The following is a 13,952-nucleotide window of genomic DNA, read 5'->3' on the forward strand; positions in this document are numbered from 1 at the left end:
ATGAAAACGCCCAGACAACATGAAACTTCAGGGCTCGGTGCGGCGCTGACTAATGAGAAAGATTTTGGCCTGCGCATTAAAGCGATTCGTATCACCCGCGATATGACGCTCGAACAGGTGGCCGAAGTAAGCAGCGTCTCTATTTCCACCCTGTCGAAAATTGAAAAAGGCCAGGTTTCCGCCTCGTTTGACACCATTGCCAAGATCGCCGGGGCGTTTGATTACTCGCTGGCGGAGCTGTTTACCGATAACCCGCGCCCTGTGGAATCTGCCCCGCCAGCGGTACAGGCGCGACGCACCTATACCCGCGCTGGTGAAGGGTTATCCTTTGCCAATCCGTGGTTTCGCTACGATGTGCATGCCACCGAGTTGCTGATTAAAGGCATGATCCCGGTGGTGATGGAGATTGAAACCCGCGAGGTGCCGCCAAAAGAAGCCTGGTCTGAGCATGAAGGAGAAGAGTTTATCTACGTGCTGGAAGGTGAAGTGACGCTGCACACCTCCTGGTACGCGCCGCTGACGCTGCAAGTGGGCGACAGCGCGTATATCGACAGCACGATGCCGCACACCTTTGTGGCGCAGGGCACCGCTACCGCGAAACTTATTTCTATCTGCCTTGCGGAAAAACTGGAGTTCTCCAATACCCAGGGCGTGAAGAATCCCTGACGGCGACCGGCACGTTCTGCCAGCGCCGCAATGCGCGACAGAGCCGCCGGACCGCTTTTTGCTTGACCTTGCCCCGGTGCCTGCCCGTACTATCAGCGCCATACATCATCAAAATTAATGGTTGGCATACACATGGAACAGGTTGAACACAGTGATAATGCGTTGCTGCTGAGCGAGTGGCAGGATCTGCTGAACCAGACTTCACCGCAGGTTCACGACATTTTGACTGCGCTCAGCGATGAGGAAATCCGTCATCTGGTGACCGCTTTTTATGACTACATGCTTTCGCATCCTGAAAGTGAACTGTTTTTGAATACCGATCAGGTCAACTCGCGGCTCAGCCACAGTATGTTCCACTGGTTGCGCAGCGTGCTCGGCAGCGCCGGTGAAGATCTGCCGCAACTGTTAGAGAATCAGCGGGCCATCGGCATTGTGCATGCGCGCATTGGCTTACCGCTGGATCTGGTGGCGCGCGGCGCGCGTAAGCTCAAGAATGAGCTTTATCGTCTGCTTCAGGCCAAAGCGACCATTCCGGCTTCGCTGCTCAGCGACACCCTCTGTTTCAGTAGCCTGGCGATGGATACCGCCATCGAAGCGATGACGGTATCCTGGTCGCCGGGCTATCAAAACTCCATGCAGGCGCAGGAGCAGTATCGCCTGTTATCCATTTATGATGACGTGAACGTTGAACGCGAACGACAGATTAACGCGCTGACCAGCTGGGAAAATCAGTTTATCTACAATATCGCTACCGGCTTACCGGCGGCAGACATTATCACCTTGTCGGCGTCGGAATTTGGCATGTGGCTGGCGCATAAGGGCCGTTATTTGCTGGGTAATCGGGAGATGCTGACCAGCATTGATGAGCTGATTAAACAGGCGGACGATCGGCTGGCGCGGATGCGGGCCAGCGAAAAACAGACGGCGGAGTCGCGCCTGAGCCTGTTACAGGCCATCCGGCAGCTTACCGGGCAGATCCATCGTCTGCTTGCGGCGATGTTCGACGCGCTGGTGGAGCTGGAGAACGGCAAAGATCCGCTGACGCAACTGTTTAACCGCCGCTTTATTCCGACCATTATGCGACGGGAAATCTCGCTGGCGTTGAATGTGCGTAAACCCTTTGTGCTGGCGATGCTCGACATCGATTATTTCAAGAAAATCAATGACAGCTTCGGCCACAACGCGGGCGATATTACGCTGAAAAGCGTGGCGGCGGTGATTTTTGACCACTTCCGCAGCAGCGATTATGTGTTCCGCTATGGCGGCGAGGAGTTTATGGTGCTGCTGGTGGAATCGGATCTGTCGCAGGCGTCCATTATGCTGGAAACTTTACGCACAAAAATCGCCGGGCTGGCGATTGAAGTCGCCCCCGGTAAACCTATTTCCGTCACCGTCAGTATCGGCCTGGCTGAATTTGATTATCACCCGGATTACAAACGGTTAATTGAGAAAGCGGATCGCGCGCTGTACGTGGCTAAAAGCCACGGGCGCAACCGGCTGGAAACGAGCCGGAACTGAGTATTGCCCGTTCCGGCTCTTTCACTTAACGGTAAACAATACCGCCATCAATCAGGATCGACTGCCCGGTGACATAATCGGAATCCGGGCCAGCCAGATAAGAGACCAGGCTTGCGACATCATCCGGCGTTTCGGCGCGGCCAAGCGCGATACCGCCAACGTATTTGTTCCAGGTTTCGCCAATCGCGGCGCCGGTGATTTCTGAGAAGCGTTTATCGATTTCCGTCCACATGCCCGTGCCGACAATCCCCGGACAATAAGCATTTACCGTGATCCCACGGCTGGCATACTCTTTCGCCGCCGTTTGCGTTAGCGCGCGAACAGCAAATTTCGTCGCGGAGTAGATGCCAAGCAGCGCAAAACCGTCATGCCCGGCAATAGAACAGGCATTGATAATTTTCCCTTTCTGCTTACGGTCGATAAATTTCTTCGCCGCCGCCTGAATGCCCCACAGCGTTCCCTGCACGTTGATCCGCATGATGCGATCAACCTCTTCCGGCGTCACATCGGCCAGTGCCTGCACCTGCGCGATACCAGCGTTGTTAACGATAATATCGAAGCCGCCAAGCTTGCTTTCCGCCTGGTTGACGGCCTCATACACCTGCTCGCGATCGGCGATATCCGCCACGAAAGTGGCAACCTGACGTCCCAGCGCTTTAACCTCTGCGGCAACCGCGTCCAGCCCTTCGCGTTTAACATCAACCAGCATCAGCGACGCGCCATCCTTTGCCAGACGCAAAGCAATACCCCGGCCAATTCCCTGACCCGCGCCGGTGACCAGAGCAACTTTATTTTCGATAGCCATAATCTCTACTTACCTCATCCTGATTAACGGTTATTCTGCCCGCTGGCGCACAGTCTGATGGGCAAAAAGGCCTGACTATGCACCGGTGGTGGATGGTTATTTACTCTATAGACACGAACAGAGATGGCCTACCCCCTCTGATGGGGGGGAAGCACAGGGCGAGAGAGGGAGACATGGCGTTTTTATCCTCAACCAGGGATCTACCCGCAGTGCAGACGCACGATGAACCGTTCCGTTTCGCCCGCGCGTTACCGCTGATCCTCACCAAGCTCACGCCGCCGCGCTCGCCGGGCGCGTTAGTGCAGCGTGACCGGCTGTTACAGCAGCTTGATGGCGCTTCTTCCCGTACCCTGACGCTGGTGCGCGCCGCGGCCGGGTTTGGCAAAACGACGCTGCTGGCGCAGTGGTATCATCGCCGCCAACAGCGGGGCGACAGCATCGCCTGGCTGAGCCTTGAAGAGGATGACAACTCGCCGCTGCTGTTTATGCGTTATGTGCAGGAGGCGTTACGCCCGCTCAGCCAGCAGGAAAAAACCTCACCCTCTCCGGTGTTCCCCGGCGAACTCGCTGATGATTTAGCCCACTTCTGCGCCACGCTGGTTAACCTGTTGCACACGCAGCCGCGCCCGTTGTACCTCATACTTGACGATTACCAGAACATTCAGCACCCGGAGATCCATGCCGGGATACGCTGGCTGCTGGCCCATGCGCCCGCCTGCCTGCATCTGATTTTAGGCAGCCGTTGTCCGCCGCCATGGGCGCTCAGCCGCCTGCAAATCGAGGATCAACTGCTGGAGATCGACGATGACGCGCTGCGCTTTACCCACGAGGAAGCTCACGCCTGGTTTTCCGCGACCAGCGCAACACCGGTAAAGAAAGAGATGCTTCACCGCTTAATTTCGGTCACGGAAGGCTGGATTGCGGGCATGAAAATGGCCGCGCTTGCCCCGCACGGTCACACCAATAACGAGGGGAGCCTGCGGGCCAGTTCCCGATCAGTTTCGCGCTATCTGGATGAAGTCGTCTTCGCCCCGCTATCGGCTGAGGTGTTTGATTTTCTGCTGCGAACATCCCTGCTCAATCGTCTTCATCCGGCATTGTGCGATGCCGTAACCGGTCTGCATAACGGCGAGGAGATGCTCGCCTGGATAGCCGGTCGCAACCTGTTTCTCTCCACGCTCGATGACGAGGGATTCTGGTTTCGTTACCACCCGCTAATGCGCGATGCATTATTAACGCGTTTACAGCGTCATGGGCAGGAAGCGGTGAGTTTACTGCATGAACGAGCCAGCACCTGGTTTGCCGCCCAACAGCTGTGGGCTGAAGCCATCCGCCATACGCTCGCCGCCGGTAAACCGATGACCCGCCATGCGGTTGCCGGGGCGCAATCGCTGGCTGAAGAGGGCGATATCGATACCATGGTGCGCTGGATGCGCTATCTGCCTGCGGACGTGACGCCCGCGCGCATCGAACTGCAAATCAACCTTGCATGGGCGCTGGCGCACTATTTCCGCTTTGACGATGCGCGCCAGTTGCTGGATGAACTCGACGCGCTGGCGGCAAAAAACCCGGCGCTGGCCCGCCCTGCCCGCATCAAATTACGCGTGGTGCGGGCGATTTGCGAAGCCTTTGCCGAAAATATTGCCGCCAGTCTTGCTATTGTGGAGCCGCTGTTGCAGGCAGTGCCCTGCAGCGATATCTGGGTAGATGGCCTGGTGTGCAATATTCTCAGCTACGGCTACCTTGTCGCTTCACGCCCGCAGCAGGCGCTGGCTGTTCATCAGCGTGTCGCCATTGCGCAAGCGCCCCTGCGCAACCTGTTTGTGGAGGTCTATCGCGCTTTCGTGATGGCGCAGGCCTGTCTGCGCCAGGGGGATTTAACGCAGGCTGAACAACTGGCTTCCCGCACGCTGAGCCATGCGGAACAGCATACCGGCACAAATTCCAGCAGCAGCGCAACGCTGGCGCCGGTGCTGGCAGAAATCGCCTGGGAACAGGGAAGCGATGAGCGTATCGAAGATCTGTTGACCCTGCGGCGGCAAACCATTGATGACGTCTGCCCGCCGGACGGTCTGAGCAGCTGCTACCGTGTGCTGGCACGTTATGCGCAGCAAAACAACCAGCACCATGAAGCGCAGGCGCTGCTACAGCATGCTGAACAACTGGCTGAGCGACGCGGCTGGTTGCGCATCCGCGCGTTGCTGCTCGCTGAGCGGCTGGCGCTTTATCTGCTGGCCGGTCATCACAATGCCGCCGAAAGTGTGCTGGCACAGTTGCTACAGATTCGCGCGGCGGATCCTCATCAACAAACGCTTATCGACAGGTACAGCGCCATCAGCCAGTGCCGGATGCAGATGGCGAGCGGAGAACCGCTGGTGGCAGCAAGGTTACTTCACGCGCAGGTGGAGGCGCTTGAACAGTGCGGTGAATGGCTTAGTGCTGTGCGCTTACGCTTGCTGGAAGCCATTGCCCTGTTCCGCGGTGGAGAAATCGCGCAGGCGGCCGCGGTGGGTTTACCGGCACTGCAAAGCGCAGTGGCGAAAAATTTGCGCCGCAGCCTGCAAGACCTCGGCCCGGATCTTGCCCTGTGGCTGGCTCACCTGAACAAGCAGCCCGCGCAGGATGCGGCCATCCGCACGCTGCTTAACCAGCTAAGCGCGATGCTGCCCGCCTCCGCAACCGCAGGACTGCGGTTAACGGAGCGCGAACAGCAAACGTTGTGCTTAATTGCCGATGGCCATTCCAACAAACAGATCGCCCGCTCGCTGGGGATTTCTGTGGAAACCGTCAAATGGCACCTGAAACAGCTGTATGAAAAGTTGCAGGTGAAGGGGCGCATTCAGGCGGTCAATCAGGCGCGTAAACAACAACTGTTACGCTGACTACTGGCGAAGGGCTTCCAGCAGCGCCTGGTTAAAACGCGCCGGTTCTTCCATCTGCGGCGCGTGGCCCAGCCCGTCAAACTCAATCAGCTTCGCGCCTGGAATGGCTTTCGCCGCTGCTTTACCGAGCTGTGCATAGTGGCCCAGCTTCGCTTTCACCGCCGGTGGCGCAATGTCGCTGCCAATGGCCGTGGTATCCGCCGTGCCAATCATTAATGTGGTTGGCGTTTGCAGATCTTTAAACTCATAGAACACCGGCTGGGTAAAGATCATGTCGTAGATCAGCGCCGAGTTCCATGCCACCCGCTCATGCCCAGGCCCTTTATTCAGCCCTGCCAGCATCGTCACCCAGCGCTCGTATTCCGCTTTCCAGCGCCCGACGTAGTAGGTTTTCAGTTCATATTCACGGATACTCGCCGCCGAGAGTTTCAGCTCTCGCTGGTACCATTGGTCCACCGTGCGATACGGCACGCCAAGCGCTTTCCAGTCTTCCAGACCGATCGGGTTCACCAGCACCAGTTGTTCAACGGCTTGCGGATACATCAGCGCATAGCGCGTCGCCAGCATTCCCCCGGTGGAATGGCCAACGATCACCGCACGGGAAATACCCAGTCTTTGCAGTAACGCGTGGGTGTTGTCGGCTAATTGCTGGAAAGTGTACTGATAATGCGCGGGTTTGCTGGAGGTGCAAAAGCCGACCTGATCCGGCGCGATAACCCGGTAACCCTGCTGGCTCAGCGCCGCGATCGTGTTTTCCCAGGTGGCGCCGCAAAAATTCTTGCCGTGCAGCAGCACCACCGCCCTGCCGTTGCTTTTGCCGACCGGCGCAACATCCATATAGCCCATTTGCAAGTTCTCGCCCTGCGAAGTAAAGGCGAACGTTTGCTTAGGATACGGATAGGCAAAACCTTCCAGTTGCGCGCCGTACGACGGTGTGTCGTCCGCGCTGGCATAGCCGGTATACAGCGCTGCGAGCAGCATCAGCGGCAGACATTTTTTCATTCCAGATTTCACGATGGTTCCTCCTTGAAAAGAGAGCAAAAAAGAAAGCATAGCCTGCTTTCGCCCGGCGTGGGCAAATGCGCCAGCGGCTATGCTGCATTGCTCTCCAGCCGCTGGCGATGACGCAGGCCAGGGAACATCTTCATCCACAGCGCCACCACCAGCAGCGTGCCGATACCGCCCAGCGCCGCAGCGGGCACCGCGCCGAGCCACGCGGCGAGCATCCCGGATTCAAATTCGCCAAGCTGGTTAGAGGTGTTGATAAAGATCGAGTTCACCGCATTGACCCGCCCGCGCATCTCATCCGGAGTATCAAGTTGCACCAGCGAACCGCGGATCACCATGCTCACCATATCGCAGCCGCCGAGGGCGAACAGCGCCAGCAGCGACAGCCACATCAGGTTTGAAAACGCAAACACCAGCGTCGCCACGCCAAACCCGGCAACGCTCAGAAACATGATCATGCCGACGTTGCGCGTCAGCGTTCGGTGGCTGAGCCAGAAGCCCACCAGCAGCGCCCCGACCGCAGGCGCGCTGCGCAGCAAACCCAGCCCCAGCGGCCCGGTATGCAGTACATCGTGAGCGAAAATGGGCAGCAGTGCCGTCGCCCCGCCCAATAACACGGCGAACAGATCGAGGGAGATCACGCCCAGCACATCCGGACGGTTGCGGATAAAATTCACCCCGGCGAACAGCGATGAAAGCGTGGCCGGGGTGCGTTTCGGCTGCGCCTGTTCATAGCGCAGCGTGATCACCAGCAGCAGCGACACCAGATACAGCCCCGCCGTGGCGGTGTACACCACATCCGCGCCCGCAGCATAGAGAAACCCGCCCAGCGCCGGGCCGACAATCTGCGCCGCCTGGCCGGAAACCGCATTGGCGGCGGTGGCGCGGGGTAAAATCGAGGCCGGAACCAGCGCCGGCAGCATCGAAATCATCGACGGTGATTCGACGGTTTTGGCGCAGGAGATAATAAAAATCAGCAGCAGGATCACCCCGACGCTGGCGTCGCCTTGCCACGTCAGCCAGGCCAGCGCCGCAATCGCCAGCCATTCGCAAATCTGCCCGATCAGCACCACGCGGCGCCGGTCAAACTGATCGGCGATGTGCCCGGCAGGCAGCGCCAGCGTGACCGAAGGAACAAACTGCACCAGACCAATCATCCCCAGCCAGAAGGCGCTTTGCGTCTGGGAATAGATCTGCCAGCCGACAATGATGGATAACATCTGAAAACCAAAGCTGGAACTGGTTCGCGCCAGCCAGAACGCCACAAACGAACGGTGCTGCAATAAACGACCATCACTGCCAGGTAATACGGGTGCCATAGTTTATCTCATCTTATTATTAATGCCCTGCCGCGGGTGGCGCGCCAGACGCGCCGGAACGCACAAACGGCGGGCGGGCAAACCAAATCAACACCATCAGCACCATGAAACCCCAGCCCAGCAGCCAGAAATAGTCGATGGTCGACATCATATAGGCCTGCTGCTCGATGGTTTTATCGACGGACGCAAGGTGCTGCTGCGTCACACCGCCCATCTTTTGCAGGTAGTCCATTGCCGCCGGGTTATAGGTGGTGACGCTCTCGGTGAGGTTAGCATGGTGATAAACCTCACGCCGCGACCAAATCCAGGTGGTGAGCGACGAGGCGAAAGAACCGCCGAGCACGCGGAAAAAAGTCGCCAGCCCGGAACCTTCCGCCACTTCAGCACCGCTCAAATTCGACAGCACAATGGTGGTGATCGGCATAAAGAAGAAGGCCACGCCGATGCCCATAAACATCTGCACTTCGGCAATGGTGCGAAAATCGACACTGGTATTGAACTGCGCGCGCAGCAAACATGATATGCCCATCGTCAGGAACGACAGCGTGGCAAGGAAGCGCAGATCCACTTTGTGCGCATAGCGACCGATAAATGGCGTCAGCAACAGCGGTAAAAACCCCATCGGCGCAGCAGCCAGCCCGGCCCAGATGGCGGTGTAGCCCATCTGGGTTTGCAGCCACTGCGGCAGAATAATGTTGATGGCGAAAAATGCCGCATAGCCAAGCGTCAGCGTTGCCGTACCGATGGCGAAGTTACGATCCTTAAACAGCCGCAGGTTCACAATCGGGTGCGTTTCCCCCAGTTCCCAAATGACAAACGAGACCAGCGCAATCGCCGAGATAACTGACATGACGATAATTTCCGGCGCGTTGAACCAGTCAAGATCGTTGCCTTTGTCGAGCACCACCTGCAACAGGCCAACGCCGAGAACCAGCAGCGCAATGCCAATATAATCAATCGGCGCGGTGGTGGTGGTCTCTTCCCTCGCGCGGAGCTGGCTCCAGACGGTAATGGCGGCGAAAATCCCGATCGGCACGTTGATATAAAAGATCCACGGCCACGAGTAGTTATCCGTTATCCAGCCACCGGTGATCGGGCCGACAATCGGCGCCACGACGGTCACCATCGACAGCAGCGCCAGCGCCATACTGCGTTTGCTGGTCGGGAAAATGACCAGCAATAGCGTCTGGCACATCGGGAACATCGGCCCGGCGAAAAAGCCCTGCAGGGCGCGGAAAATAATCAATTCGGTCATGCTGTGGGCAAAACCGCAGAGGAACGAGGTCAGAGTAAAGAGCGCCACCGAACCGACAAACAGCTTAAGCTGGCCGAAACGTCGGGTGAACCAGCCGGTCAGCGGCAGTGCAATGGCGTTGCACACCGCAAACGAGGTGATCACCCAGGTGCCCTGATCCGAGCTGACGCCGAGATTACCGGCGATGGTCGGCAGCGCCACGTTGGCGATGGTGGTATCCAGCACCTGCATAAACGTTGCCAGCGACAGCGCAATCGTCGCCAGCAGCAGGCTGGGAGGCGTAAACGCCGACTTATCTTGCATAACGTCTCTCTTAGCGGGCGCTGGACGCTACCGCCTGGCTGTTGTCATGAAGAATTTTCGCCACCAGTTGATCGGCATTTTGCAGCGCGTTCTGGTACACGTCAGTGGTAAAGCGCGGCGCGGCAACGGTCTCCTGCGGCAGCAGATGACCGTCCGTATCACGGATATCCACGCGGGCGAACATCGACAGCCCAACGCGCAGCGGGTGTTTCTGCATATCGTGCGGATCGAGCGTGATGCGCACCGGCAGACGCTGGACAATTTTGATCCAGTTACCGCTGGCGTTCTGCGCGGGCAGCAGCGAGAAGGCGCTGCCGGTACCAATACCCAGGCTCTCAATCACCCCGTGGTATTCAACGTTATCGCCATAGAGATCGGCGGTCAGCGTCACTTTCTGCCCCAGCCGCATGGTCTCCATCTGGCTCTCTTTAAAGTTGGCATCCACCCAGACCTGATCCAGCGGCACAATCGACATCAACGTGGTGCCGGAATCAACCCGCATGCCAAGCTGCACCGCGCGTTTGGCAACAAAGCCGCTCACCGGCGCAACAATGGTGCTGCGGGCATTATCAAGGTAGCGCTGGCGCAGCGTGGCGACCGCGCTTTTGATTTCCGGGTGGCTGTCGATCACCGTGTCATCGACCATCGCCAGATTGGTGGTTAACGCCTGTTGCGCCGCCACCAAGTCGCTTTTCGCGGTGGTCACCGCATCGCGGTAATGCGCCAGATCTTCAGCGGCAATCGCCCCGCTGGCGAAAATCTTTTGCCGACGCGCATAGTCATTTTGCGCGGTTTGCAGCGTTACCTGTTTCGCTTCGACCTGTGCGCGATAGTTATCGGCGGTGCTGTAAAGCCCGCGCACCTGGCGCACGGTACTGGCAAGGTTGGCTTCCGCCTGTTGCAGGGCGATTTCCGTATCGCTCGGATCGAGCAGCACCAGCGGCTGCCCTTTTTCTACGTAATCACCTTCATCCACGGTAACTTGCGTGACGGTGCCGGCGATTTGCGGCGTCAGCGTCACCAGGTTGGCGTTAACGTAAGCGTCATCGGTCGTTTCGTAATAGCGGGCATACAAAAAGTACCAGGCCAGACATCCTGCGGCGATAACCAGCAGAATGAGGAACAGAATAGCGAAGTTGCGCTTACGTTTGCCCGGCGCACGTTCGGCTTGTGCAGATGAAGTTTGCATCGTGAATACCTTATTGGACAGCTTAGCGATGTGGGCGAGTTGCCTCGTCCGGCAACATTTTTATCAGTAAATCGACCAGCAATCGGGCCTCTTCGGGTGTCAGGCGGCTGGTCAGCGAACTGAGAATCGAGGCCAGCGCCTCATTCTGGAAACGTTCGCAGATCTGCAGCCCTTTTTCGGTCAGGGCCAGGATCACCTGGCGTTTATCCTCCGGATTGGTGTTGCGCACGATCAGATCGCGTTTCACCATCCGTTCCAGCATGCGGCTCATTGCCCCGGCATCCATCAGCAAGTTTTTGCTCACTTCAATCGGGCTGTTAAAGCCTTTGTAGATACTGATCAGCACCTTGAACTGCGCAGCGGTGATATCCGTCGAGGAAAAATACTGACTGATAAGCTGGTCTTTAAACTGGTTCGCCAGATGAATCAGTAAGCCAAGATGCAGTTTGGGAATGGGGGTATCCGTCGTGTCCGTCATGATGTTTGCCTGGTCAGTAATTACAAATGAAACTACTGACCAGGCAATTAACTGTCAATGGATTGTCAAGATAAGCGCACATTTTGTCAGTCCGTCGGCAGCGGAAAGCACGCTGCGCAGAGGTTCTACACGCGCATACCGCAGGCATCGACCAGGCAAGACAATCAAATAAGGTATCAAGCGTAATAACAGTCCAATTGCCAGGATGATTATTTCAACCTGTAATTGGAACGGTTATTTAAAGTTCTTCGCTGAATTACATATATTATGTTTCTCCATAAACAAAATTAAAAACACTGCCGATCGATCAATTTGTGATAATGTAATACTCATACTGCAAACAATAATAAGCTTTAGCCCCGCTGTATAAAAATATCTCAAATATTATTCAGAAAACCTATTTCTTGAATATTCCCATTCGCTCTTAATTAAGAGCATAAATATAGCGACAAACTACAACCTGAAGTAACTTATAAACGTATGTTTGAGCACAGCACCAGTGACAGCTTAATTGCATGGTTAATTAAGTTAGACGTCATTATTTGGAGGATAACATGAGCAACACTCAACACAAATTAGATAAAGCCCGTCCGCCGCGGGTACAAATAACCTATGATGTCGAGATTGGTGATGCCCAGACGGCAAAAGAATTACCTTTAGTTCTTGGCGTTATGGGCGATTTCACCAATACCGAAACTGAACTGCGCGATCGTAAATTCCTGCACGTTGATAAAGATAATTTCAACGAAATCATGTCGTCGATGAAACCGGTCGCTGAATTTTTAGTCGACAGCGCATTGCCCGCTCAGGAAGGAAAAATGGCCGTGTCATTAACTTTCCAGAATATGGATGATTTTTCGCCAGATAATATTGTTCAGCAAGTAGAACCGCTGCGCAAATTGATGGAACTGCGTGAACAATTATCAGATTTACGTAATCGCGCCGCCAGTAATGAGCGTTTAAAAACGCAGCTGGCAGAAATAGCCATGCAGCAGAATAAACAAACAGAGCAGACAGATAACCCGGCAGAGGAATAAAAATGGATAGTGAACTGGCGGTAGGCACTGTTGCTGAAACATCATTCAGTGATGATTTTCTCAATCAGGTAATCGATAATACAAAAGCAATTCGTCGTGAATCCGATCGCGACCGGATGAAAACACAGCTTAATAATTTTCTTGCCGAAGTGACAGCAGGAACAGTGATTGTTTCCAGCGATCTGATTGGCAGTATCGAACAGCGAATTTCAGCCATTGATGAACTGCTTTCCAGTCAGGTAAGTTTAATTATTCATGCCCCTGAATTTCAGAAAAAAGAGTCTTCATGGCGTGGCCTGCATAAACTGGTGCAGACCAGCGTAACGGAAAATACGCAAGTCCGGGTTTTGCAATGTACTAAACAAGAATTGATAAAAGATTTTAAATCGGCCAGCGATTTCGATCAGTCAATGTTGTTTAAATGCGTCTATGAAAGCGAATACGGTACTTTTGGCGGTACACCATTTTCGTCCTTTATTGGCGATTTCGAATTTGATAACACGCCACAAGATATTAATTTGCTGGAACAGATTTCCCACGTCGCGGCAGCGGCCCACGCTCCTTTCCTGAGCGCGATTGCGCCGGGCATGCTGTCGATGCAGGATTTTTCCGAGCTGCCTCGCCCACGGGATATGGCGAAATTGTTTGAGACCACGGATTATGCGCGCTGGCGTTCATTCCGCCAGAACGATGATAGCCGTTATATTGGCCTCACCTTACCCCGCGTGCTGGGGCGTATGCCCTACGGCAGTAAAACCATCCCGGCGGAAACCTTTAGCTTCGAAGAACAGATCAATGAAAACGAAAGCGGCAGCGATTATCTGTGGATGAATTCTGCCTGGGAGCTGGCAGGCAAGATCGTTGAATCCTTTGAAGAGTATGGCTGGTGCGCATCCATTCGCGGCGTCGAAGGGGGTGGCCTGGTGCAATCATTGCCGGCGTATAACTACACCTCAATCAGCGGTGAAAGGACCATGCAATGCCCTACGCAGGTCGCGATTTCAGATCGCCGGGAAAAAGAGCTTTCCGATCTCGGTTTTATTCCGCTGGTGCATTGCAAAGGAACCGACTACGCGGCGTTTTTTGCCGTTCAGTCAGCCAATAAACCGCGTTTATATAACTCTGACCAGGCGAATGCGAATGCGCGTTTGTCGAGCCAGCTGCCCTATATTCTGGCCACGTCGCGGTTTGCCCATTATTTGAAATCCATCGTTCGCGATAAGGTCGGCAGTTTTATGTCGCGCAGCGAGTGCGAAGAATATTTACAGAAGTGGATTATGCAATATGTCGTGGCCTCCGATAACGCAGGCCCGGAAACGAAAGCACGCTATCCCCTGCGTGAAGCCCAAATAGACGTTGTTGAAGTCCCTGGTTTTCCCGGGACTTATCGCGCAATCGCATGGTTAAAACCTCATTTTCAACTTGAGGGTTTAAGTATGTCTTTACGCCTTGTAGCCGATTTACCGTCTGCTGCCGGTGCGTAATTTATTTT

At 55.5% G+C, this 13,952-nt stretch carries 11 protein-coding genes; 5 read left to right on the forward strand and 6 right to left on the reverse strand.

The genetic code is table 11. From position 1 onward, the window contains the following. Positions 1-666 (forward strand): helix-turn-helix domain-containing protein, encoded by a 666-nt coding sequence (locus C0557_RS13780; protein WP_074778913.1) that lies wholly within the window; start codon positions 1-3, stop codon positions 664-666. Positions 667-798: 132 nt separating this feature from the next. Further along, positions 799-2,184, forward strand: a complete 1,386-nt coding sequence (locus C0557_RS13785) for a diguanylate cyclase (protein ID WP_208658853.1) — start codon at positions 799-801, stop codon at positions 2,182-2,184. A gap of 25 nt (positions 2,185-2,209) precedes the next feature. Here the strand turns inward: C0557_RS13785 and C0557_RS13790 are convergent, their stop codons facing one another. Beyond that, a complete protein-coding gene (locus tag C0557_RS13790; RefSeq protein ID WP_074778911.1) occupies positions 2,210-2,989 on the reverse strand; it encodes an acetoin reductase in 780 nt (259 codons plus the stop codon). 173 nt (positions 2,990-3,162) lie between these two features. Between C0557_RS13790 and C0557_RS13795 the strand changes: the two genes are divergently transcribed. Beyond that, positions 3,163-5,871, forward strand: coding sequence for a LuxR C-terminal-related transcriptional regulator (locus tag C0557_RS13795; RefSeq protein WP_208658855.1), 2,709 nt, complete (start codon positions 3,163-3,165; stop codon positions 5,869-5,871). Here the strand turns inward: C0557_RS13795 and C0557_RS13800 are convergent, their stop codons facing one another. From C0557_RS13800 to C0557_RS13820, 5 genes are all read right to left on the reverse strand, one after another. Next, positions 5,872-6,852, reverse strand: a complete 981-nt coding sequence (locus C0557_RS13800; protein WP_371813267.1) for an alpha/beta fold hydrolase — start codon at positions 6,850-6,852, stop codon at positions 5,872-5,874. A gap of 110 nt (positions 6,853-6,962) precedes the next feature. Further along, positions 6,963-8,198 carry an MFS transporter gene (locus tag C0557_RS13805; protein ID WP_208658857.1) on the reverse strand — a complete coding sequence of 412 codons (1,236 nt, stop codon included), beginning with the start codon at positions 8,196-8,198 and terminating at the stop codon, positions 6,963-6,965. A gap of 19 nt (positions 8,199-8,217) precedes the next feature. Further along, positions 8,218-9,756: a DHA2 family efflux MFS transporter permease subunit gene (locus C0557_RS13810; protein ID WP_208658859.1), complete on the reverse strand. Its 1,539-nt coding sequence runs from the start codon at positions 9,754-9,756 to the stop codon at positions 8,218-8,220. Positions 9,757-9,766: 10 nt separating this feature from the next. Next, positions 9,767-10,945 carry an efflux RND transporter periplasmic adaptor subunit gene (locus tag C0557_RS13815; protein ID WP_074778903.1) on the reverse strand — a complete coding sequence of 393 codons (1,179 nt, stop codon included), beginning with the start codon at positions 10,943-10,945 and terminating at the stop codon, positions 9,767-9,769. A 22-nt stretch (positions 10,946-10,967) separates the two neighbouring features. Beyond that, positions 10,968-11,423 (reverse strand): MarR family transcriptional regulator, encoded by a 456-nt coding sequence (locus C0557_RS13820; protein ID WP_208658862.1) that lies wholly within the window; start codon positions 11,421-11,423, stop codon positions 10,968-10,970. Positions 11,424-11,977: 554 nt separating this feature from the next. On the opposite strand from C0557_RS13820, the gene tssB reads away from it, so the two are divergent. Continuing rightward, the gene (gene tssB / locus C0557_RS13825) at positions 11,978-12,460 is read left to right on the forward strand and encodes a type VI secretion system contractile sheath small subunit (protein WP_208658865.1); all 483 of its coding nucleotides are present in this window, start codon (positions 11,978-11,980) and stop codon (positions 12,458-12,460) included. Positions 12,461-12,462: 2 nt separating this feature from the next. Continuing rightward, entirely contained in the window at positions 12,463-13,944 is a 1,482-nt protein-coding gene (gene tssC / locus C0557_RS13830) for a type VI secretion system contractile sheath large subunit (RefSeq protein ID WP_074778899.1), read from the forward strand. Positions 13,945-13,952 lie beyond the last annotated feature (8 nt).

It is taken from the genome of Kosakonia sp. MUSA4 (assembly GCF_013085925.1).
GTDB classification, from domain to species: Bacteria; Pseudomonadota; Gammaproteobacteria; order Enterobacterales; family Enterobacteriaceae; genus Kosakonia; species Kosakonia sacchari_B.